This is a genomic window from Pseudomonas grimontii, assembly GCF_007858185.1.
Lineage (GTDB): Bacteria > Pseudomonadota > Gammaproteobacteria > Pseudomonadales > Pseudomonadaceae > Aquipseudomonas > Aquipseudomonas grimontii.
In genome coordinates this window covers 131,473-153,201 of the sequence record NZ_VFES01000004.1, presented here as the reverse complement: position 1 = coordinate 153,201, position 21,729 = coordinate 131,473, and the positions used below count along the sequence as shown (strand labels likewise).

Below are 21,729 nucleotides of genomic sequence, written 5' to 3'. Positions count from 1 at the left end.
AAGCCTATGTCCCTGATAGTTCTACTGCTTCTGCCGTTCATTGGCAGCTGTCTGGCGGCCTTGCTGCCGCATAATGCACGTAACACCGAATCCCTGCTGGCTGGCCTCGTGGCCCTGGTCGGAACCGTTCAAGTCGCCCTGCTCTACCCCCTGATCGCCCACGGTGGCGTGATCCGCGAAGAATTCATGTGGTTGCCCAGCCTCGGCCTGAATTTCGTCTTGCGCATGGATGGGTTTGCCTGGCTGTTCTCGATGCTGGTGCTCGGCATCGGCGCGCTGGTGTCGCTGTATGCGCGCTACTACATGTCACCGGACGATCCGGTGCCGCGTTTCTTCGCGTTTTTCCTGGCCTTCATGGGTGCCATGCTCGGGCTGGTGATTTCCGGCAACCTGATCCAGATCGTGTTCTTCTGGGAACTGACCAGCCTGTTCTCGTTCCTGTTGATCGGCTACTGGCACCACCGCGCCGATGCGCGACGCGGTGCCTATATGGCGCTGATGGTCACCGGCGCGGGCGGCCTGTGCCTGCTGGCCGGGGTGATGCTGCTGGGGCATATCGTCGGCAGCTATGACCTGGACCTGGTGCTGGCTGCCGGCGACCAGATTCGCGCACATTCGCTGTACCCGGTGATGCTCGCGCTGGTGCTGATCGGCGCCCTGAGCAAAAGCGCGCAGTTCCCGTTCCACTTCTGGCTGCCCCACGCCATGGCGGCCCCCACGCCGGTGTCGGCGTATCTGCATTCGGCGACGATGGTGAAGGCCGGCGTGTTCCTGCTGGCCCGCCTGTGGCCGTCGCTGTCCGGCAGCGAAGAATGGTTCTGGATCGTCGGCGGTGCCGGCGCCCTCACCCTCCTCCTCGGCGCTTACTGCGCCATGTTCCAGAATGATCTCAAGGGCCTTTTAGCCTATTCCACCATCAGCCACCTCGGGCTGATCACCCTGCTGCTGGGCCTCAACAGTCCCCTGGCCGCCGTCGCAGCCGTGTTCCATATCCTCAACCACGCCACCTTCAAGGCCTCGCTGTTCATGGCGGCGGGCATCATCGACCACGAAAGCGGCACGCGGGACATCCGCAAACTCAGCGGCCTGGTGCGCTTGATCCCGTTTACCGCGACCCTGGCCATGGTTGCCAGTGCCTCCATGGCCGGTGTGCCGTTGCTCAATGGTTTCCTGTCCAAAGAGATGTTCTTCGCCGAAACGGTGTTTATCTCGGCGACAAAATGGGTGGAAATCGCCCTGCCGGTGATCGCCACCATCGCGGGTACGTTCAGCGTGGCCTACGCCCTGCGGTTTACGGTCGATGTGTTCTTCGGCCCGCCCACCACCGACCTGCCCCATACGCCCCACGAGCCGCCGCGCTGGATGCGCGCGCCGGTTGAGCTGTTGGTGTTTACCTGCCTGCTGGTGGGGATCTTCCCGGCCCAGGTGGTCGGTTCGATCCTCGCCGCCGCCGCGCTGCCGGTGGTCGGTGGCGTGCTGCCGGAGTACAGCCTGGCGATCTGGCACGGCTGGAATGCGCCGATGATCATGAGCCTGGTGGCCATGTCCGGTGGCGTGGTGCTGTACCTGCTGCTGCGCAAGCAACTCAAGCGTGGCCGCTTCAAGTACCCACCGATCATCAGCTACTTCAACGGCAAGCGCGGCTTCGAGCGCAGCCTGGTGGTGATGATGCGCGGGGTGCGCAAGATCGAGAAACGCATCAGCACCAAGCGCCTGCAAACCCAATTGTTCCTGCTGGTGATCGTCGCAGTGATCGGCGCCATGATCCCGATGCTCAACAGCGGCCTTACCTGGGGCGACCGGCCGAAGATCCCGGGTTCCATCGTGTTCGTCACCCTGTGGTTGCTGGCGATTGCCTGTGCCCTGGGCGCCGCCTGGCAAGCCAAGTACCACCGGCTCGCGGCCCTGACCATGGTCAGCGTGTGCGGCCTGATGACCTGCGTCACCTTCGTGTGGTTCTCGGCACCCGACCTGGCGCTGACCCAATTGGTGGTGGAAGTCGTCACCACGGTACTGATCCTGCTCGGCCTGCGCTGGTTGCCACGACGGATCGAAGAGGTGTGGCCACTGCCCAATACCTTGCGCAAGGCGCGGATTCGCCGGGTGCGCGACTTCCTGCTCTCCACCGTGGTGGGCGGCGGCATGGCGCTGCTGTCCTACGCGATGCTGACGCGCCAGACGCCTAACGATATTTCCTCGTTCTACTTGAGCCGCGCCCTGCCCGAGGGCGGTGGCAGCAATGTGGTGAACGTGATGCTGGTGGACTTTCGTGGCTTCGATACCTTGGGCGAAATCACCGTGCTCGGCGCCGTGGCGCTGACCGTGTACGCCCTGCTGCGGCGCTTCCGCCCGTCCAAGGAAAGCATGCAACTGCCCGCGCAACAGCGCCAACTGGCACCGGACGTGGCCACCGACCTGGTCAACCCGCGCCAGGCCAGCGACACCGCCCTGGGTTTCATGATGGTGCCGGCGGTGCTGGTGCGCCTGCTGCTGCCGATTGCAGTGGTGGTGTCGTTCTACCTGTTCATGCGCGGCCACAACCAACCGGGCGGCGGGTTTGTCGCGGGCCTGGTGATGTCGGTGGCGTTTATCCTGCAATACATGGTCGCCGGTACCCAGTGGGTCGAGGCGCAGATGAGCCTGCGGCCGATGCGCTGGATGGGCTTCGGCCTGTTCTCGGCGACGCTGACCGGGATCGGCGCGTTGTTTGTCGGCTACCCGTTCCTCACCACCCATACCTGGCACTTCAGCCTGCCGCTGCTGGGCGATATTCATATCGCCAGCGCCTTGTTCTTCGACGTCGGCGTGTACGCCATGGTCGTCGGCTCGACGCTGCTGATGCTCACCGCCCTCGGGCACCAGTCGGTGCGCGCGCATAAACCGAGCAACCAGGCCAAAGTAGTCGCCGCCACCGAAGGAGCCGCCTGATGGAAGAAGTCATCGCAATTGCCATTGGGGTCCTGGCGGCCTCCGGCGTCTGGTTGATCCTGCGGCCGCGGACGTTCCAGGTGGTGATGGGCCTGTGCCTGTTGTCCTACGGGGTCAACCTGTTCATTTTCAGCATGGGCAGCCTGTTTATCGGCAAGGAGCCGATCATCAAGGACGGCGTGCCGCAAGACCTGCTCAACTACACCGACCCCCTGCCCCAGGCCCTGGTGCTCACGGCGATCGTGATCAGCTTCGCCATGACTGCGCTGTTCCTGGTGGTGCTGCTGGCGTCACGGGGACTGACCGGCACTGACCATGTGGACGGCCGGGAGCCCAAGGAATGAATTGGGTCAACCAACTGATCGTCGCCCCCATCCTGCTGCCGTTGCTCACCGCCGCCCTGATGCTGATGCTCGGCGAAAAACGCCGCCCGCTGAAGGCCAAGATCAATCTGTTCTCCAGCGTCATCGGCCTGGGCATCGCGATCCTGCTGTTGTACTGGACGCAAAAAGGCGGCCCCGGCTCGATTGGCGTATACCTTCCGGGCAACTGGCAGGTGCCGTTCGGGATTGTGCTGGTGGTCGACCAACTCTCTGCACTGATGCTGGTGCTCACCGGGATCATCGGCGTGAGCGCGCTGCTGTTCGCCATGGCCCGCTGGGACCGTGCCGGCACCAGCTTCCATGCGCTGTTCCAGATCCAGATGATGGGCCTCTACGGCGCGTTCCTCACGGCGGACCTGTTCAACCTGTTCGTATTCTTCGAGGTGCTGCTGGCGGCGTCCTACGGCTTGATGCTGCACGGCTCGGGCCGGGCGCGGGTGTCGTCGGGCCTGCATTACATCGCGATCAACCTGCTGGCGTCGTCGCTGTTCCTGATTGGCGCGGCGATGATCTACGGCGTGACCGGCACGCTGAACTTCGCCGACCTGGCACTGAAAATCCCACTGGTGCCCGAGGCGGATCGTGGCCTGTTGCATGCGGGTGCGGCGATCCTCGCCACCGCGTTCCTGGCCAAGGCCGGCATGTGGCCGCTGAACTTCTGGCTGGCCCCCGCCTACTCCTCGGCCAGTGCGCCGGTGGCGGCGATGTTTGCGATCATGACCAAGGTCGGCGTGTACACCGTGCTGCGCTTGTGGACCCTGCTGTTCTCCGGCCAGGCCGGCGCGTCGGCGTTGTTTGGCGGCGACTGGCTGGTGTACGGCGGCATGGCTACGATCATCTGCGCGGCGCTGGCAATGCTGGCGGCGCAGCGGCTGGAGCGCATGGCCAGCTTGAGCATCCTGGTCTCGGCCGGGATCCTGCTGTCGGCCATCGGCTTCGCCCAGCCAAGCCTGACCGCCGGGGCGCTGTTCTATCTGGTCAGCTCCACGCTGGCGCTGAGCGCGCTGTTCCTGCTGGCCGAATTGATCGAGCGTTCGCGCTCGGCCAACGACCTGCCGCTGGATGAAGAGATCGACGCACTGCCCAAGGCCATGGAGTCGCTGCATCCGCGTCCTGGCGTCAACCTGGATGACGAGCAGAAAGCCGTGGTCGGCCAGGTAATCCCCTGGACCATGGCTTTCCTCGGCTTGAGCTTTGTCGCCTGCGCCCTGCTGATTATCGGCATGCCGCCGCTGTCCGGGTTTATCGGCAAGCTCAGTTTGTTGAGTGCACTGGTTAATCCCCTGGGCCTGGGCAGTGGCCAGGAAGGCCCGATCCGCCCTGCGGCATGGGGCCTGATGGCGTTGCTGATCCTGTCCGGCCTGGCCTCGTTGATCGCCTTCGCCCGCCTGGGCATCCAGCGCTTCTGGACCCCGGAAGAACGCCCATCGCCTTTGCTGCGCCGCTATGAGTGCGTGCCGATCTTCTTCCTGCTGGGCCTGAGCATCCTGCTGACCTTCAAGGCCGAGCCGCTGATGCGCTACACCCAGGCCACCGCCCAGAGCCTGAACAATCCGGAGAACTACGTCATGGCGGTGATGGCGACCCGCCCGGTTCCAAGCCCCGAAGCCAAGACCGCCGCGCTGGAGGTGCAACCATGAAGCGCTTGTTGCCTGCCCCGTGGCTGTCCCTGGCGTTGTGGTTGCTGTGGCTGGTGCTGAACCTGTCCGTCAGCCCCGGCAACTTGCTGCTGGGCGCGCTGCTGGGCTTCCTTGCACCGCTGCTGATGGCGCCGCTGCGACCGCTGCCGATCCGCATCCGCCGCCCCGGCGTGATCATCCGCCTGTTCTTCGTGGTCGGTCGCGACGTGATCGTCTCCAACCTGCAAGTGGCCTGGGGCGTGCTGATATGCGGCTCGCGCCCACCGCGTTCGCGCTTCGTCAAAATCCCCCTGGACCTGCGCGACCCCAACGGCCTCGCCGCCCTGTCGATGATCACCACCGTGGTCCCCGGCACCATCTGGTCGGAACTGGCGCTGGACCGCAGCATCCTGCTGCTGCACGTGTTCGACCTGGAGGATGAAGCGCCGTTTATCGAGCACTTCAAGACCACCTACGAGCGGCCCCTGATGGAGATCTTCGAATGAGCGCCCTGCTCTCCAATGCGATCCTGTTCAGCCTGTTCCTGTTCTCCCTGGCCATGGTGCTGACGTTGATCCGCCTGTTCAAAGGCCCGTCGGCCCAGGACCGCGTATTGGCGCTGGACTACCTGTACATCCTGGCAATGTTGATGATGCTGGTGCTGGGTATTCGTTATGCCAGTGACACCTACTTTGAAGCGGCATTGCTGATCGCGCTGTTCGGCTTCGTGGGCTCGTTTGCCCTGGCCAAATTCCTGCTGCGTGGCGAGGTGATTGAATGATGCCGTTATGGATGGAAATCGTCGTCGCGGTCCTACTGGTGTTGAGCAGCGTCTTCGCCCTGATCGGCGCGATTGGCTTGCTGCGCATGAAAGACTTCTTCCAGCGCATGCACCCGCCCGCACTGGCCTCGACGCTGGGCGCGTGGAGTGTGGCGTTGGCGTCGATTATCTATTTTTCGGTGCTCAAGTCCGGGCCGGTGTTGCACGGCTGGTTGATTCCGATTTTGCTGTCGATCACCGTGCCGGTGACCACGTTGCTGCTGGCCCGTACGGCGCTGTTCCGCAAGCGTATGGCTGGTGATGATGTACCGGCCGAGGTCAGCAGCCGCCGCTGAACGCTGAGGCGAACACGGTTAAAAATGTGGGAGGGGCGGTGCGACGATTCGACTTGCTCCCGATGGCGGTGGTCAGCTACAGATGAGCTGACTGGTCCTATGCTCAACGCTGAACGCCCGGCAGATAGGGCTGTTGGGCGAGCGGGCTTGTCCCGCGTTGGGCTGCGTAGCAGCCCCAAAACCAGCCTCTACAGACTGTCCGATACACCGCGTTCTTCTTTACTGGGGCTGCTACGCAGCCCAACGCGGGACAAGCCCGCTCGCCACAGGGAGATTTGTCAGGGTCTGAAAAGTTGTGTAGATACCCTTGGCTATCGGGGGCAAGTCGAATCGTCGCACCGCCCCTCCCACACTGGATCGGGTGAGCCACTCACTAAAACGGTGTGCAAAAAAACGCCCCGAACCAGTCGGGGCGTTTTTCATTCAGCGTTTACCCATCAAGCCTGATCAGCCAACCGCCACGTCGTCCCGCCCTTCCCGTCTTCCAACACCACGCCCATCGCGGTCAGTTGGTCGCGGATACGGTCGGATTCCGCCCAGTCCTTGTTGGCACGAGCCGCCAGGCGCGCCTGGATCAGCGCATCGACCTCAGCCGCATCCACACGCCCTTCGGCGCCGGCTTGCAGGAAGTCGTCGGCTTCCATCTGCAACACGCCCAACACGCTGGCCAGTTCCTTCAGGCGCGCAGCCAGGCCAGCCGCTGCGTCGAGATCACTCTCGCGCAGGCGGTTGATCTCGCGCACCATCTCGAACAGTACGGCGCAGGCTTCGGGGGTGCCGAAGTCGTCGTTCATGACTTCGGTGAACCGTGCCACGAACGCTTCGCCGCCAGCCGGGGCAACGGCGGGCAAACCTTTCAACGCGTGGTAGAACCGCTCCAGGGCGCCCTTGGCGTCCTTGAGGTTGTCTTCCGAGTAGTTGATGGCGCTGCGGTAGTGGCTGGACACCAGCAGGTAACGCACCACTTCCGGGTGGTACTTTGCCAGCACGTCGCGGATGGTGAAGAAGTTGTTCAAGGACTTGGACATCTTCTCGCCATTGATGCGGATCATGCCGCAGTGCATCCAGGCGTTGGCGTAGGTCTTGCCGGTGGCGGCTTCGCTCTGGGCGATTTCGTTTTCGTGGTGCGGGAACTCAAGGTCGCTGCCGCCGCCATGAATGTCGAAGGTCTCGCCCAGGCAGCAGGTGGACATCACCGAGCATTCGATGTGCCAGCCCGGACGCCCGGCGCCCCAGGGCGATTCCCAGCTCGGCTCGCCGGGCTTGGTGCCTTTCCACAGCACGAAGTCGAGCGGGTCCTGCTTGGCTTCGTCGACTTCGATGCGCGCACCAATGCGCAGGTCTTCGATTTTCTTGCGCGACAACTTGCCGTAGCCCATGAACTTGGCGACGCGGTAGTACACGTCGCCATTGCCCGGGGCGTAGGCGTAACCCTTGTCGATCAGGGTCTGGATCATCGCGTGCATGCCAGGGATGTGGTCCGTGGCGCGCGGCTCCATATCCGGCTTGAGGATGTTGAGGCGGGCCTCGTCCTCGTGCATGGCGGCGATCATGCGCTCGGTCAGCGCGTCGAACGACTCGCCGTTCTCGTTGGCGCGGTTGATGATCTTGTCGTCGATATCGGTGATGTTGCGCACATAGGTCAAGTCATAGCCGCTGAAACGCAACCAGCGGGTCACCAGGTCGAAGGCAACCATGCTGCGGCCGTGGCCGATGTGGCAGTAGTCGTACACGGTCATGCCGCACACGTACATGCGCACCTTGTTTCCATCCAGCGGTTTGAAGACTTCTTTGGTCTTGCTGAGTGTGTTGTAGATCGTTAGCACGACAAATCCTTCTTTCTACGCAAAGCCGCCAAAGGCTTCACTGGCCCCACGAATCACGCAAGGTCACGGTACGGTTGAATACCGGATGACCGGGTTTCGAGTCCTTGATATCCGCGCAGAAGTAACCTTCGCGCTCGAACTGGAAACGGTCTTCCGGCTGTGCGTCGCCCAAAGAGGGTTCGGCACGACAACCCGTGAGTACTTGCAGGGAGTCAGGGTTGATGTTGTCGAGGAAGCTGGCGCTGTCTTCGGCCTTTTCAGGATTCGGCGAACGGAACAGGCGATCGTACAGGCGCACTTCGCATTCGATGCTGGCAGCGGCCGGCACCCAGTGGACCACGCCCTTGACCTTGCGGCCTTCAGGGTTCTTGCCCAGGGTTTCCGGGTCGTAGGAACAACGCAGTTCGACGATGTTGCCATCGGCGTCCTTGATCGCTTCGTCGGCACGGATCACGTAGCTGCCGCGCAGGCGCACTTCGCCGTTCGGCTCCAGGCGCTTGTAGCCTTTTGGCGGCTCTTCCATGAAGTCATCGCGGTCGATGTAGATTTCACGCGAAAACGGCAGCTTGCGCACGCCGAGTGCTTCGTTTTGCGGATGACGCGGCAGCTCGAGGTGGTCGACCTTGTCTTCCGGGTAGTTGGTGATCACGACTTTCAACGGACGCAGCACGCACATGGCGCGCGGCGCGTTCGCGTCGAGGTCCTGGCGGATGCTGAACTCGAGCATGCCGTAGTCGACCACACCGTCGGAACGGTTGGTGCCGACCATCTCGCAGAAGTTGCGGATCGACGCCGGGGTGTAGCCGCGACGGCGGAAGCCCGACAGCGTCGACATGCGCGGGTCATCCCAGCCATGCACATGCTTTTCATCCACCAACTGCTTGAGCTTGCGCTTGCTGGTGATGGTGTAGTTCAGGTTCAGGCGGCTGAATTCGTACTGACGCGGGTGCGCCGGTACCGGCAGGCTGTCGAGGAACCATTCGTACAGCGGGCGATGGCTCTCGAACTCCAGGGTGCAGATGGAGTGGGTGATGCCTTCGATGGCGTCCGACTGACCGTGGGTGAAGTCGTAGTTCGGGTAGATGCACCACTTGTCGCCGGTCTGGTGGTGGTGGGCGTGGCGGATGCGGTACATGATCGGGTCGCGCAGGTTCATGTTCGGCGAGGCCATGTCGATCTTGGCACGCAGCACGCGGGCGCCGTCCGGGAACTCACCGGCACGCATGCGGGCGAACCAGTCGAGGTTCTCTTCTACCGAACGGTCGCGGAACGGGCTGTTCTTGCCCGGTTCGGTCAGGGTGCCACGGTATTCCTTGGCCTGCTCCGGGGTCAGGTCGTCGACGTAGGCCTTGCCGGCCTTGATCAGCTCGACGGCCCAATCGAACAGTTGGTCGAAATATTTGGAGGCATAGCGCACTTCACCGGACCATTCGAAGCCCAGCCACTTGATGTCGCTTTCGATGGCGTCGATGTATTCCTGGTCTTCCTTGGCCGGGTTGGTGTCGTCGAAACGCAGGTGCGTGACGCCACCGAACTCCTGGGCCAGGCCGAAGTTCACACAGATCGACTTGGCGTGACCGATGTGCAGGTAGCCGTTGGGCTCTGGCGGGAAGCGGGTGACGATCTGCGTATGCTTGCCCGAATCCAGGTCCGCCTGGATGATCGGGCGCAGGAAATTGACCGGGACGGCAGGTCCGGCCTTGGAATTCGAGGTAGGGTCGACAGTGGGCTTGCTCATAGGATCCTTGAACAGACAGGTTCGTGGCCAGGTGGGGCCAGATAAAACAAAGGCCGTATCATAGCTGATGCTGTCAAGGCGCTGACAGCGTTGAGGTGCATTTAACGCACCGCTGGTAAAAAACCACCTCGAAATTCCTGCTGGGCACGCTAAACTGCGCGCCTTGGTCGCCATTGCGCCAACCCGGTAAGGCGCCCCAGGCGTCCAAACCCACGAATTCCCTGAAAAGAGTAGTGAACATGACTCAAGTCAAACTGACCACCAACCACGGTGACATCGTCATCGAGCTGAACGCCGAGAAAGCGCCGATCACCGTCGCCAACTTCATCGAATACGTTAACGCCGGCCACTACGAAAACACGGTTTTCCACCGTGTTATCGGCAACTTCATGGTCCAGGGCGGCGGTTTCGAGCCTGGCATGAAAGAAAAGAAAGACAAGCGCCCAAGCATCCAGAACGAAGCGGACAACGGCCTTTCCAACGACAAGTACACCGTCGCGATGGCCCGTACCATGGAGCCGCATTCGGCCTCCGCGCAGTTTTTCATCAACGTGGCCGACAATACCTTCCTGAACCACAGCGGCAAGAACACCCAGGGCTGGGGCTACGCCGTGTTCGGTAAAGTCACCGAAGGCACTGACGTCGTCGACAAGATCAAAGGCGTGCAGACCACCTCCAAGGCCGGTCACCAGGACGTTCCAGCAGAAGACGTGATCATCGAGAAAGCCGAGATCGTTGGGTGATATTGCTGATTTCAGACCTGCATCTGGAAGAGGAGCGCCCGGACATTACCCGGGCGTTTCTGGATCTGCTCCACGGCCGCGCCCGTGGCGCCCAGGCGTTGTACATTCTGGGGGACTTCTTTGAAGCCTGGATTGGCGACGATGGGATGACGCCCTTCCAGCGTTCGATCTGCGAGGCTCTGCGCGAGCTGAGCGACAGCGGCACCCCGATTTTTATCATGCACGGCAACCGCGACTTCCTGCTCGGCAAGGCGTTCTGCAAAGCGGCAGGCGCCACCTTGCTCAAGGATCCGAGTGTCGTGCAGCTCGCAGGCGAACCCGTGCTGTTGATGCACGGCGACAGCCTCTGCACCCGCGACCTTGGCTATATGAAGCTGCGGCGCATCCTGCGTAACCCGGTTGTGCTGTTTATCCTGCGTCACTTGCCGTTGCGCACCCGCCACCGGCTGGCGCGCAAGCTGCGCAGTGAAAGCCGCGCGCAAACGCGCATGAAGGCCAACGACATTGTCGATGTCACGCCCGAGGAAGTGCCGCGGGTGATGCAGCAGTTCGGCGTACGCACCCTGGTCCACGGCCATACGCACCGCCCGGCGATCCATAAGTTGCAGATTGGTGACCAGGCGGCCAAGCGCATTGTGCTGGGGGATTGGGACAAGCAGGGCTGGGCGTTGCAGGCGGATGAGCAAGGGTTTCAGTTGGCGGCGTTTGACTTCGTCAATCCGCAGCTGGCGTTGCCTGGCGCCTGATATATCAAACACCACTGATCCAATGTGAACAGAGATCAAAATGTGGGAGGGGGCTTGCCCCCGATGGCCATAAGTATCTACACATCTTGAGCCGAGCCCCCTGCGTAGCAGCGTCGAGCCTTGGCGAGGCTGCGTCGGCGGTGTGTCAGACGCGCCGCAAACGCAGCCTCGCCAAGGCTCGACAGCTGCTACGCGTTATCCTACTGAAGTTGTGTAGATACTTATGCCCCGATGGCTGTGGATCAGTCAGCCTATTTTTGGCTGACACACCGCTATCGGGGGCAAGCCCCCTCCCACATTTGATTGCATTCCAATCCGTGCGGATCAGTGGCCGCTTGCTTCCGGCCCGGCCTTGGCGCCAAACGGCGGCTTCGCCAGCCACACCAGCAACATCAACCCCATGAACATCCACCCCAGCAACGTGAAGTAATCCACGGTGGACATCATGTACGCCTGGCTGGTGAGGATCTGGTCCAGTTGCGCATAAGCCTTGTGCCCTGCCCCACCAAGCGCCTGCAGCGCGTCGCGGGTGGCCGCGTCATAGGTGGTCATGTTCTCGCTCATGTACGCATGGTGCTGGTCAGCCCGGCGGATCCAGATCCAGGTGGTCAACGATGCCGCAAAACTGCCGCCCAAGGTCCGCAGAAAGGTCGCAAGACCGGCGCCGTCGGCAATCTGGTGCGGTGGCAGGTCGGACATCAGGATGCTCAAGGTCGGCATGAAGAACAGCGCCACGCCGATGCCCATGAACAACTGCACCAGGGCGATGTGGGTGAAGTCCACCTCATTGGTGAAACCCGCGCGCATAAAGCAGCTCAAGCCAATTGCCAGGAACGCCAGGCCTGCCAGCAGGCGCAGGTCGAACTTGTGCGCGTACTTGCCCACAAACGGCGACATCAGCACCGGCAGGATGCCGATCGGCGCCACCGCCAGGCCGGCCCAGGTGGCGGTATAGCCCATCTGGGTTTGCAGCCATTGCGGCAGGATCAGGTTGATACCGAAGAAGCCCGCGTAGCCCAGGATCAACACAATCGTGCCGATGCGAAAGTTACGGTAGGCAAACAGCCGCAGGTTGACCACCGGGTGCTTATCGGTCATTTCCCAGATGATGAACACCGCCAGGGCAATCACCGAAATCGCCGCGCCCACAATGATGAAGTTGGATTCGAACCAGTCCAGGTCGTTGCCCTTGTCGAGGATGATCTGCAACGCGCCGACGCCCACGATCAGGCTGAGCAGCCCGACGTAATCCATCGGTTGGTAGCTGGTCGCCACCGGGCGTTTCTTGAGCTGCGCACGCACCACCATCACCGCGAAGATGCCGATGGGGACGTTGATAAAGAATATCCACGGCCAGCTGTAACTGTCAGTGATCCAACCGCCGAGGATCGGCCCGGCAATCGGCGCCACCACCGTGACCATCGCCAGCAGCGCCAAGGCCATGCCACGCCTCGCTGGGGGGTAGACCGCGATCAGCAACGTCTGGGTCATCGGGTACAACGGCCCGGCCACCAGGCCTTGCAGCACCCGGAAACCGATCAACTCGGGCATCGAGGTGGAAATACCACACAGGAACGACGCCAGCACAAACAGAATGGTGGCCCACAAGAACAGCTTCACTTCGCCAAAACGCCGGCTCAGCCAGCCGGTCAGCGGCAAGGCGATGGCGTTGCTCACCGCAAACGAGGTGATCACCCAGGTGCCCTGCTCCGAACTCACGCCGAGGTTGCCGGAAATAGTCGGCAACGCCACGTTGGCGATGGTGGTGTCGAGCACCTGCATAAAGGTCGCCAGCGACAGGCCAATAGTGGCCATCAACAGGCTGGGTGGCGTGAAGGAGGCGTTATTGCTCATCAGCGTTGCACAGCCTTGGGCGCGGCGATGCTGTTGTCATGGATCAACTGGGTGATCATGGCGTCAGCCTCGGCCAATTGTCGGTCATACACGTTGGTGGTGAACGAAGCCTTCTGCGGCGCCTGTTGCGCCAGCACCGGGCCGCTCTGGTCATGCAGGTCGACATTGACGACGGTGCTCAAGCCGACCCGCAGCGGGTGCTTGGCCAGCTCTTCGGCATTGATGTGGATGCGTACTGGCACCCGTTGCACGATCTTGATCCAGTTACCGGTGGCGTTCTGCGCCGGCAGCAGGGCAAACGCACTGCCGGTACCGGCGCCGAGGCTATCCACGGTGCCGCTGTATTTCACATCGCTGCCATAGATGTCCGACTCGATGTCCACCGGCTGGCCAATACGCATGTCGCGCAGTTGGGTTTCCTTGAAGTTGGCGTCGATCCACAGCTGGTTCAGCGGGATCACCGCCATCAACGCAGTGCCCGGCTGCACACGCTGGCCCAGTTGCACGGTGCGCTTGGCCACATAGCCGGTGACCGGTGCGATCAAGGTGCTGCGGGCGTTGGTCAGGTAAGCCTGGCGCAGTTGCGCAGCGGCCGCTTGCACGTCCGGGTGCGACGAGATCACGGTATCGTCCACCAGCGCGTTGCTGGTCTTGAGTTGTTGCTCAAGGTTGGTCAGGGCGTTCTTGGCGGCGGTCAGGCTGTCACGGGCGTGGGACAGTTCTTCCTGGGAAATCGCGCCGCCCTGGGCCAGGGTCTTACGACGATTGAAATTGTCCTGGGCGGTTTGCACGTCGGCTTTCTGTGCGTTGACCTGGGCTTTCATGCCATCGACGTTGCTGTACAAGCCACGCACCTGGCGCACGGTGCGGGCCAGGTTGGCCTGGGCACTTTGCAGGCCGACGGCGGCGTCGTTGGGGTCGAAGTTGATCAGCACCTGGCCTTCGTGGACCAGGTCGCCGTCGTCGGCGCCGATGCTGACCACGGTGCCGGTGACCAACGGAGTGATTTCCACCACGTTGCCGTTCACATAGGCGTCATCGGTGCTTTCGTTGAAGCGCCCGTAGAATTCGTGCCAGGCCCATACGCCCACGACGCAGAGGATGACGATCAGCGCCAGGCCAATCAGCATGAGTTTGCGTTTGCGCGGGTTGTTGTCTTTGGGTTGTTCTGTAGCGTTAGTGTTTTCGGCAGTGGCCATGACAAATACCTCAAATTATTCCGTGCGTGTGGCTGGGGTGGTCGACGCCACGTTGTCGGCGTTGTATCCGCCACCCAGGGCCTGCATCAATTGAATCGACAGATCGATTTGCCCGGCATTCAGGGTCGCCAGCTGACGCTGGGCCTGCAGCAATTGCTGCTCGATGCTGAGCACGTCCAGGTAGTTACCGACCCCTGATCCGTAACGCTGAACCACGGTGTCGTAAGACTGCTGGGCAATGTCCGTGGCGTGTTGCTGGGCCTGGATCTGCCGACCGGTTTCGCGCAGTTGCGAAAGGGTGTTGCCGATATCGCCCAAGGCTTGCACCAGGGTTTTGTTGTACTGGGCCACCGCCAGGTCGTAGTCGGCATCGCGCGCATCGAGGTCGGCGCGCAGGCGGCCGCCATCGAAGATCGGCAGTGAGATCGTCGGCGCAATATTGAAGAAGCGGCTGGCCGAGCCGAACATCGCATCGCCCAGCAACGACTCGGCCCCGGCGCTCGCGCTGAGGTTGAGGTTCGGGTAGAAACGCGTCTTGCTGGCGGCGATGTCCTTACTGGCAGCCTCGACTCTCCAGCGCGCGGCGATCAGGTCCGGGCGCCGACCCAGCAACTCGGCGGGCAACACCGAAGGCACGGCGACAGCGGCGGGTTTGAGCACATTCGGGCGGGCCAGTTCGTTACCTCGGTCCGGACCTTTGCCGAGCAATACCGCGAGGGCGATCTTGGCGCTCTGCAGTTGTTTGTCGGCATCGATCAATTGCGACTGGGAACTGGCTTCCAGGCTTTCGGTTTGCTGGTACTGGTACTGGCTGTCGATGCCCGCGGCCAGGCGGCGTTTGCCCAGGTCGAGCATTTGCCGGGTGCGCTTGAGGTCATCGCCGGCCAGGTCGCGCACGATATGCGCCTGGCCCAGGTCGCTGTAGGCCTTGGCCACATCGGCGGCGAGGGTCAGGCGCGCGGCCTGCTGGTCGACTTCGGCGGCGCGGGCCTGGCCCAACGCGGCTTCCCAGGCGGCACGCTGGCCACCCCAGAGGTCGAAGTTGTAGTTGAAGCTGGCACCGATATTACGCACGGTCGAATAGGCGTCTCCTTCGCCACGCGGATCCTGGTCCTTGGCCAGGCGTGAACGGCTCACGCCGGCGCTGGCATCCAGGGTCGGCATGCGCGCGGCATTCGCGGCATAGGCGGCGGCTTCGGCCTGATGGGCACGGGCGCTGGCGACTTGCATGTCGGGACTGTTTTGCAGGGCTTCCTGGATCAGGCCGTCGAGCTGCGGGTCGCCGAGGCTTTTCCACCAGTCGGCGCTGGGCCAGGCGGCATTCGACAGGGTCACCCCGCTGAGGGATTTGCCGGTTTGCAAGGTGTTGGCGTCGAGGCGCTTGCCCTGGGTGTCGAGGCCGCTGAAGTTGGCGCAACCGGCCACACTCATGGCCACGAGCACCAGGCAAAGGGCACGTGTGTTCATTCTTTACCTACCCGCTGCAGGGTGATGGGGTCACCGGCAGCTATCAGAATTTTCTTGAGGATCCGTTCCAGGGTTTGCAACTCGCCGGGCTCCAACGCCCCGGCCAGCTGGTTCAAGGCTTGCGCGCCGATGTACGGGAGCATGTCCGCCAGGCGCTGGCCATCCGGGGTTAGGACCAACCGCACTTGGCGACGGTCCTGCTCGGAGCGCTTGCGATCCAGCAGGCCTTTCTGCTCGAGGCGGTCGAGCATGCGGGTCATCGAACCGCTGTCCAGGGACAGGTTGCGGCACAACTCCGCCGGGGTGTCGACGCCGAACTGCGCCATGATGATCAACACCTTGAACTGCGCGGCCGTAACGCCGTGGGGTTCCATATGGGTGTCGATGATGCGGTCCTTGAGGAGCGCCGCGCGGCCCAGCAACAGCCCGAGGTGGCAGTTGTGGAAGTTTTCAGGGGTGAAGTGAGGCATCGGAAGTCACCTTATTACTGCCTAGGCAGTGAATGTATGACCAGATGTTACTGCCTAGGCAGCGAAAGTCAAATGGAATAATTAGCTTGCTTGCTAATGTGGCAGGGGGCTTACCCCCGAGAGCGTTGGGTCAGTCACTGTGTTGACTGAACGACTGCTATCGGCGCAAGCCCCCTGCCACATTTTGTACCGCGAAAGGATCTAGAAATCGCGCTTGTAGAAGATGTCGAGGGAACTGGCCACGCCACTCGCCACCTCCAGGTACACCTTCTTGCTCAGCAGGTAGCGCAAGGCGATGGTGCTGGCCGGTTCGAACACCCCTACCCCGTAACGCAGGCTGAGTTTCTCGGTGATCTTGCCGCTGGCCACCACCGCCGTGGTGGTGCCGCTGCCCTGGGTGTCGAGGTCGAAGTCCTGGATACCCAGTTTGTTGGCAAGATCCGAGGTGACCCCGGCACTGCCCATCAGGCCCAGGCCCAGGGCCGCTTGGGCGAGCATGTTGTTGTCTTCGCCGGTGGAGCTCAACGGGCGCCCCAGCACCAGGTAGGACAGCGCCTGTTCCTGGCTCATGGCCGGTTCCGAGAAGATTTGCGTGGTGGGCTGCTCGGCGCTGCCGCTCAGGCGGATGCCGGCGACCACATCATCGGTCTTGCGGATCGCTTCAATATCCAGATAGGGCTGGTCGAGCGGCCCGGCGAACAGCAGCCGCGCACGACGCACATCAAGGCGCTGCCCGTACGCACGGTAGCGGCCGTCGTTGAGCCACAACTCGCCACGGGTGTCCATGTTGTCGCCGATATGCACATGGCCCTGCACCTTGGCGGTGAGGCCGAAGCCCGAGAAGTTGAGCTGGTCTTCGCCCACCGCCACGTCGATATCCATGGCCATGGCCATCGGCGGCTTGCCTTCTTCGGTCTGGCTGCCGACGATCACGGTGTCATCCGAGACCTTGACGGTGGAGGGCGGCAGTTCGCGCACGGTGATGTCGCCGCGCGGGATCCGCACCTTGCCGGCAATAGCGAGCTTGTCATTCTTCAAGCTGATCTTCAGGTCTGGCGCCACTTCCAGCTCGGCGTAGGGCTCCACCGTGACCGGCAATTGCGAGCCTTGCAGGCTCAGGTCCACCGCCAGCGCCTGGCCCCAGTCGATCCGGCCCTTGAGGCTGCCCTGCCCGGCCTTACCGCTGCGCCACGCGCCATTGAGCTGCACGCTTTCACCGGCAATCAACGCCTGCACGTTCAGCCCTTCAAGGCTGATGGGCAGCTCCGGTCCGGACACTTCACCCCCCACCAGGTTGACGTTGCCGTTGACCTGCGGCGCCAGCAGGCCACCGGAGATGCGGCCGCTGCCGTTGAGCCTGCCATTGAGTTTCTCGACCATTGGCACAAACGGCCGCGCCACGGCGAGATCGAGTCCGGTGAGGCTGAAATTGCCGCTGATCGGCTTGTTTTTCGGTAACGGGTTGATCTGCGCCTGCAACAGCAACTCGCCGAGCTGGCCGCCACGGAAGTTCAGCTGGGTGTCGATACGATTGGGGTTGAGGGTGGTTTCCAGCTTGAGGGTGTCGTAGGGGAAATCCAGCCACTGGTCCTTGTCCTTGACCCGCAGGGTGCCGCCGCTGGCATCCACCGAGACCACGCCTTTGGGGCCGCTGGCGGGCAAGTCGAGTTGTATGTCGGCGTTGAGATTGCCCTGCCAGGCGAAGTCCTTGGGCAAAAACGCCGCCAGGCTGTCGATGGGGAATTGCTTGAGGTGGTAGCGCAATTTGGGTTCGGGCATGAGGCGCTGGTCTTCACCGCATAGGCTGGCCGCGCCGGAGACCCAGCAATGGGCCGCGAAGGTCAGCTTGCCGTCGGCCATGCGCTCGATTTTTGCCGGTGCTTGCAGCCTCCAGTCCTGGCCACCCGTCTGCACATCACCACTGGCCAGGCGCCCGCGCCAGTTGCCTTGGTCGAGGTTGCCGTCGAGGGCCAGGGCGAGTTTGACCAAGGGGCCGGCCAGGTCGAGTTGGACCTTCTGGTTCCTGATGTCGCCCTGGGCGCTGGCGGTGAGCGTGCCGACCTGGGTGTCGCCGCTTTGAATGCCGTTGCCCTTGAGGTCGATTTTCGCGCGCTGGGCACTGTCCAGGTTCGCGTCCAAACTCAGGCTTTGCAGGCGATTATCGGCGAACGCCAGTTGCTGGCCCTTGAGCTCGAGTTTGCCTTGGGGCGCCTTGAGGCTGCCGGCCACGTCGAGTCGGCCATTCACCTGCCCACGCAACTGTGGCCACAGCTGGGCCAGGCGCGCCAGCTTGATGTCGATCTGCCCGGCCAGGCGTTGCTGCAGGCTGCCGCTGCCGTTGATGCGGTTGTCGCCCAAGCGAACATCCAGGTTGGCCAGGGTCCATTGCTCCCCCGCGCCTTCGGCCTTGGCCGCCAGCACGGCGGTTTGCCCACGCAGGCGGCCCTTGAGGTCGAGGTCGGCGTTGAGTTTGAGCTGTTCGTTTTTAAACTCACCTTGGCTGCGCAAGGGGCCAGCCAACGTGCCCGGCAATTGCGCCACCCAGTACGCCGGGTTCAGCGCCGACAGGTCCAATGCGGTATCCCAGGCAATGCCATCGGCGAATTTCAGGTTCAAATGCCCTTCGGCCTTGCCTTGGCCGGCGGTCAGTTTCAGCTCCGGCAGGAAGATTTGCGTGAGGTCGCCACTGAACGGCGTGACCACATTGAATTTGCCGGCCGGGCCGTCGAGGTCGGCCTTGAGGTTGCCGAGGTAGTTGCCGTCTTTGTAGGAAACCTCACCGTTGAAGGTGCGCACTACCACCTGCGGCTGGTCGATCAGCGGATAGAGGCGGTGCCAGGGAAAATCCAGCCAATCGATCTTGGCGTCGGCGCTGAAGCCCTGTTGCCAGTCCAACTGGGCCGTGAGTTTGAGGCTCTGCTGCTCGCCGGCGTTCAGGTCCAGGCCGGCGATCTGCGCGCCCTTGGCGTCGACCTTGCCTTGCAGCAACAGGTCCACCGGGCCTTTCTCCGCCGGCAGCACAGCCTTGCCCAGCAGTTGGTAGCCGCTGCGCAAATCGCCCTTGGCGGTCAGGTCCAGTTGATTGAGTTGCAGGGTGTCGGGCAGATCGGCGCTGGGTTTGAAACCATCGGCGGTGATGTGCACCTGTGCGGGCAGGTCGTCCGCCAGGGGTTGCAGCTCACCCATGAGCTTGGCGGGCAGGTAGCCGCTGCTGTCGGCGTCGAGCTTGAGGGTCTTGAGCAGATCGCCCTCGACATTGAGCGCCACCGTCCACGGTGCACCGCCCGGCGCATAGGGCAGGCTCAGGTTGCCGTTGGCGGTCAGCGGCCAGTCGCCGCTGGGTTGCAACAGGCCGTTCAGGTCCAGCACCAGGCCGTCCCGTTGCAGGTGCACCGCGTCAATCTGCATACCGGCGGCGGTCCAGTGCGCCGCCAGTTGCAGCCCCTTGAGTTGTTCGCTGCCGTTAAACAGCAGGCTGCCGACACGAACGTCGCCCAACTGAATGGAAACGGGCAGCTTCAGGTCCGGCAATTGAATCGGCCCGCTGCTCTCTTCGGTGCTCGGCGCAACGTCCAGGCGGACTTGCTCCACGTCCAGGCGATTGATGCACAGGGTCATGCGCAGCAGGCATGCCGGTGACCAGTCAAACGCCGGCGCATCCAGTTCCACGCGACTGCCGTCTTGCGCCCACAATAGATGATCGGCGCTCCACTGGCCACCCAGGCGGCCCTGGAAATGCTCCACGCTCAACCCCGGTACACGCCCCAGCGCCCAGCGACTGCCCGCCTGGGTGCCGAGTACCGCCCACAGTGCCAGCAACAGCACCGCAAGGATGGCCAACACGGCCAGCCCCGCTATTTTCACACCACGCATCACAGCTCAGGCCCCATGGAAAAGTGCAATCGAACGCCGCCCGGGTCTTCCAGGGCATGGGCCAGGTCCAGGCGGATCGGCCCGACCGGCGAGACCCAGCGGATGCCGACGCCGACGCCGGTTTTCAGGCTGGGCAAGTCCAGGGTATTGAAGGAGTTGCCCTGGTCGATAAAGGTCGCGATCCGCCATTTTTCGGCGATGGAATATTGATACTCGGCGCTCAGGGCCACCATATAGCGGCCACCGATACGATCACCCCGGTCGTTTTCCGGTGAGAGCGTCTGGTATTCGTAACCGCGCACGCTCTGGTCGCCACCGGCGAAGAAGCGCAGCGACGGTGGCACCGACTTGTAGCCGTTGGTGGCGCTGCCGCCGACCTGCGCCCGCGCCAGGAAGCGGTGGTTGTCCCACAGGGTGGTCAGGCCCTTGATCATCGCCGTGCCATAAAGCAGGTTGGTGTCGGACCCCAACCCCTCCTTGGCCACCTTGCTGTCGAATTGCAGGCGGTAGCCATTGTGGGGGTCGATGCGGTTATCGCTGCGCAGGTAGGAATAGCTCACACCTGGCATCAGCAGGTTACTCAGGCCGGAGTCATTGCCCAGGCGATATTCTTCGCGCTGGTATTTGAGCGAGACCACCCGGGTCCAGCCACTGGGCAACTTGCTGTGCCATTCGGGGCCTAGGGTGAGCAATTTGCTCAAGGTGTCGGTGTTGGCGATTTCTTCATTCTGGTAACCGCCGGCGAAACGCAGCTTATCGGTAAGCGGCGGGTCGAGCGGGATGTCGTACCACAGTCCAACGTTTTGCCGGGGTGCCGACAACTCGGTTTCCCAGCCATAGCTGTGGCCTTGGGGATTGACCCAGTGGCGGGTCCAGTTGGCCCTGCCACGCGGGCCGACGTCGGTGGAGAAACCCAGGCCCAGGCCCATGGTACGCGGCTTGCGGGTTTCCAGATTGACGGCGACCGGGATCACGTCGTTGGCCGAAGCCGCGGGTGCCGCGTCCACCCGCACGCCTTCGAAAAAGCCGCTGGCTTGCAGGTTCTGGTTGAGTTCGGCGATCAGTTCGGAATCGTAGGGCGCGCCACTTTTAAACGGCACCATGCGTTGCAGCAGCTCCTCGTCAAACGGCGTGTCGCCGGCAAAGCTGACCTTGCCCAAGGTGTAGCGCGGGCCGCTGTCGTAGATGAGTTCAATATCGGCGACGCCGGCCTGCGGGTCTACCGAGAGTTTCTGGCGGGTGAAGCGCCCGCTGAAAAAGCCGTAGCGCGAGGCCTGGTTCTGGATCAGACGCTTGGCGTCTTCGTAGTGGCCGTGGTTGAGCACGGCGCCGGATTTGAGGTCGTCGCTGGCGGGCACGCGAAAGGCCTTGAGGTTCGCGGCAGGGCCGTCGACCCGAATGGTCACGTTGCGCAAATGCACCGGTTCGCCGGGGTCGATGGTGAGGATCAGGCGCGGGTTCTTGCCGCCCTTCACATCGCTTTCGATCCGGGGCTGATAGAAACCGAGTGCCTGGGCAGCTTTGCGCGCCTGCTCTTCGGCACCACGGCTGAACCGCAGCAAGGCCTCTTCATCACGCTCGCCCACCCCGCCGATATAGCCTTCGATGTTGGCTTTCAACGCGTCGTTTGAAGGCTTGATCCGCACGTCCAATTCGCTTTGCGCAAATGCGCCGCAGCTTGTGAACAGCAGAACCAAGCCGCTGGTAAATCTTCCTGGAAACTTCATAGGCGCGGATGCTACACGAGCTGGGGAGAAACTTAGAACT

At 62.7% G+C, this 21,729-nt stretch carries 16 protein-coding genes; 8 read left to right on the top strand and 8 right to left on the bottom strand.

Annotation, left to right across the window (positions count from 1 at the left end; translation table 11 throughout):
• Positions 1–6 precede the first annotated feature (6 nt).
• From FIV39_RS09130 to FIV39_RS09105, 6 genes are read left to right on the top strand one after another with little or no spacing between them, the layout of a single operon-like run.
• The gene (locus FIV39_RS09130) at positions 7–2,928 is read left to right on the top strand and encodes a monovalent cation/H+ antiporter subunit A (protein ID WP_090402726.1); all 2,922 of its coding nucleotides are present in this window, start codon (positions 7–9) and stop codon (positions 2,926–2,928) included.
• Positions 2,928–3,272: a Na+/H+ antiporter subunit C gene (locus FIV39_RS09125; protein WP_003192163.1), complete on the top strand. Its 345-nt coding sequence runs from the start codon at positions 2,928–2,930 to the stop codon at positions 3,270–3,272. The genes FIV39_RS09130 and FIV39_RS09125 overlap by 1 nt, the downstream gene beginning before the upstream one ends.
• Positions 3,269–4,951 carry a monovalent cation/H+ antiporter subunit D gene (locus FIV39_RS09120; RefSeq protein ID WP_090402724.1) on the top strand — a complete coding sequence of 561 codons (1,683 nt, stop codon included), beginning with the start codon at positions 3,269–3,271 and terminating at the stop codon, positions 4,949–4,951. The genes FIV39_RS09125 and FIV39_RS09120 overlap by 4 nt, the downstream gene beginning before the upstream one ends.
• A complete protein-coding gene (locus FIV39_RS09115) occupies positions 4,948–5,436 on the top strand; it encodes a Na+/H+ antiporter subunit E (protein ID WP_090402722.1) in 489 nt (162 codons plus the stop codon). Before FIV39_RS09120 ends, FIV39_RS09115 begins: the two co-directional genes overlap by 4 nt.
• Positions 5,433–5,711: a K+/H+ antiporter subunit F gene (locus tag FIV39_RS09110; protein ID WP_005789171.1), complete on the top strand. Its 279-nt coding sequence runs from the start codon at positions 5,433–5,435 to the stop codon at positions 5,709–5,711. The genes FIV39_RS09115 and FIV39_RS09110 overlap by 4 nt, the downstream gene beginning before the upstream one ends.
• Positions 5,708–6,046 carry a Na+/H+ antiporter subunit G gene (locus tag FIV39_RS09105; protein WP_069076526.1) on the top strand — a complete coding sequence of 113 codons (339 nt, stop codon included), beginning with the start codon at positions 5,708–5,710 and terminating at the stop codon, positions 6,044–6,046. The genes FIV39_RS09110 and FIV39_RS09105 overlap by 4 nt, the downstream gene beginning before the upstream one ends.
• A gap of 437 nt (positions 6,047–6,483) precedes the next feature.
• Here FIV39_RS09105 and cysS read toward each other — a convergent pair whose 3' ends face one another.
• A complete protein-coding gene (gene cysS / locus FIV39_RS09100; RefSeq protein ID WP_090402720.1) occupies positions 6,484–7,872 on the bottom strand; it encodes a cysteine--tRNA ligase in 1,389 nt (462 codons plus the stop codon).
• 37 nt (positions 7,873–7,909) lie between these two features.
• Positions 7,910–9,610 (bottom strand): glutamine--tRNA ligase/YqeY domain fusion protein, encoded by a 1,701-nt coding sequence (locus tag FIV39_RS09095; RefSeq protein WP_090402718.1) that lies wholly within the window; start codon positions 9,608–9,610, stop codon positions 7,910–7,912.
• 239 nt (positions 9,611–9,849) lie between these two features.
• Here FIV39_RS09095 and FIV39_RS09090 point away from each other — a divergent pair, with 239 nt between their 5' ends.
• Positions 9,850–10,353 (top strand): peptidylprolyl isomerase, encoded by a 504-nt coding sequence (locus FIV39_RS09090; RefSeq protein ID WP_090402716.1) that lies wholly within the window; start codon positions 9,850–9,852, stop codon positions 10,351–10,353.
• On the top strand, positions 10,350–11,099 hold the full coding sequence (lpxH, locus tag FIV39_RS09085) for a UDP-2,3-diacylglucosamine diphosphatase (protein ID WP_090402714.1): 750 nt from the start codon (positions 10,350–10,352) through the stop codon (positions 11,097–11,099). The genes FIV39_RS09090 and lpxH overlap by 4 nt, the downstream gene beginning before the upstream one ends.
• Before the next feature lie 324 nt (positions 11,100–11,423).
• Here the strand turns inward: lpxH and FIV39_RS09080 are convergent, their stop codons facing one another.
• The 6 genes from FIV39_RS09080 to FIV39_RS09055 all read right to left on the bottom strand — a co-directional run bounded on the left by FIV39_RS09080 (position 11,424) and on the right by FIV39_RS09055 (position 21,689).
• Positions 11,424–12,953: a DHA2 family efflux MFS transporter permease subunit gene (locus FIV39_RS09080; protein WP_090402712.1), complete on the bottom strand. Its 1,530-nt coding sequence runs from the start codon at positions 12,951–12,953 to the stop codon at positions 11,424–11,426.
• Positions 12,953–14,152 (bottom strand): HlyD family secretion protein, encoded by a 1,200-nt coding sequence (locus FIV39_RS09075; protein ID WP_090402710.1) that lies wholly within the window; start codon positions 14,150–14,152, stop codon positions 12,953–12,955. The genes FIV39_RS09080 and FIV39_RS09075 overlap by 1 nt, the downstream gene beginning before the upstream one ends.
• Positions 14,153–14,167: 15 nt before the next feature.
• Positions 14,168–15,619, bottom strand: a complete 1,452-nt coding sequence (locus FIV39_RS09070) for an efflux transporter outer membrane subunit (RefSeq protein WP_090402708.1) — start codon at positions 15,617–15,619, stop codon at positions 14,168–14,170.
• On the bottom strand, positions 15,616–16,089 hold the full coding sequence (locus FIV39_RS09065; RefSeq protein WP_090402705.1) for a MarR family winged helix-turn-helix transcriptional regulator: 474 nt from the start codon (positions 16,087–16,089) through the stop codon (positions 15,616–15,618). The genes FIV39_RS09070 and FIV39_RS09065 overlap by 4 nt, the downstream gene beginning before the upstream one ends.
• 201 nt (positions 16,090–16,290) lie before the next feature.
• Positions 16,291–19,962 carry a translocation/assembly module TamB domain-containing protein gene (locus FIV39_RS09060; protein WP_090402703.1) on the bottom strand — a complete coding sequence of 1,224 codons (3,672 nt, stop codon included), beginning with the start codon at positions 19,960–19,962 and terminating at the stop codon, positions 16,291–16,293.
• Positions 19,962–21,689 (bottom strand): autotransporter assembly complex protein TamA, encoded by a 1,728-nt coding sequence (locus FIV39_RS09055; RefSeq protein ID WP_090402701.1) that lies wholly within the window; start codon positions 21,687–21,689, stop codon positions 19,962–19,964. Before FIV39_RS09055 ends, FIV39_RS09060 begins: the two co-directional genes overlap by 1 nt.
• Positions 21,690–21,729 lie beyond the last annotated feature (40 nt).

Coding starts and splice junctions, on each gene's coding strand:
- FIV39_RS09075 (WP_090402710.1), bottom strand. CDS start 14,152: ATGGCCACTGCCGAAAACACTAACGCTACAGAACAACCCAAAGACAAC.
- FIV39_RS09115 (WP_090402722.1), top strand. CDS start 4,948: ATGAAGCGCTTGTTGCCTGCCCCGTGGCTGTCCCTGGCGTTGTGGTTG.
- FIV39_RS09110 (WP_005789171.1), top strand. CDS start 5,433: ATGAGCGCCCTGCTCTCCAATGCGATCCTGTTCAGCCTGTTCCTGTTC.
- FIV39_RS09095 (WP_090402718.1), bottom strand. CDS start 9,610: ATGAGCAAGCCCACTGTCGACCCTACCTCGAATTCCAAGGCCGGACCT.
- FIV39_RS09125 (WP_003192163.1), top strand. CDS start 2,928: ATGGAAGAAGTCATCGCAATTGCCATTGGGGTCCTGGCGGCCTCCGGC.
- FIV39_RS09090 (WP_090402716.1), top strand. CDS start 9,850: ATGACTCAAGTCAAACTGACCACCAACCACGGTGACATCGTCATCGAG.
- FIV39_RS09080 (WP_090402712.1), bottom strand. CDS start 12,953: ATGAGCAATAACGCCTCCTTCACGCCACCCAGCCTGTTGATGGCCACT.
- FIV39_RS09130 (WP_090402726.1), top strand. CDS start 7: ATGTCCCTGATAGTTCTACTGCTTCTGCCGTTCATTGGCAGCTGTCTG.
- FIV39_RS09065 (WP_090402705.1), bottom strand. CDS start 16,089: ATGCCTCACTTCACCCCTGAAAACTTCCACAACTGCCACCTCGGGCTG.
- FIV39_RS09060 (WP_090402703.1), bottom strand. CDS start 19,962: ATGCGTGGTGTGAAAATAGCGGGGCTGGCCGTGTTGGCCATCCTTGCG.
- FIV39_RS09120 (WP_090402724.1), top strand. CDS start 3,269: ATGAATTGGGTCAACCAACTGATCGTCGCCCCCATCCTGCTGCCGTTG.
- FIV39_RS09105 (WP_069076526.1), top strand. CDS start 5,708: ATGATGCCGTTATGGATGGAAATCGTCGTCGCGGTCCTACTGGTGTTG.
- FIV39_RS09070 (WP_090402708.1), bottom strand. CDS start 15,619: ATGAACACACGTGCCCTTTGCCTGGTGCTCGTGGCCATGAGTGTGGCC.
- FIV39_RS09055 (WP_090402701.1), bottom strand. CDS start 21,689: ATGAAGTTTCCAGGAAGATTTACCAGCGGCTTGGTTCTGCTGTTCACA.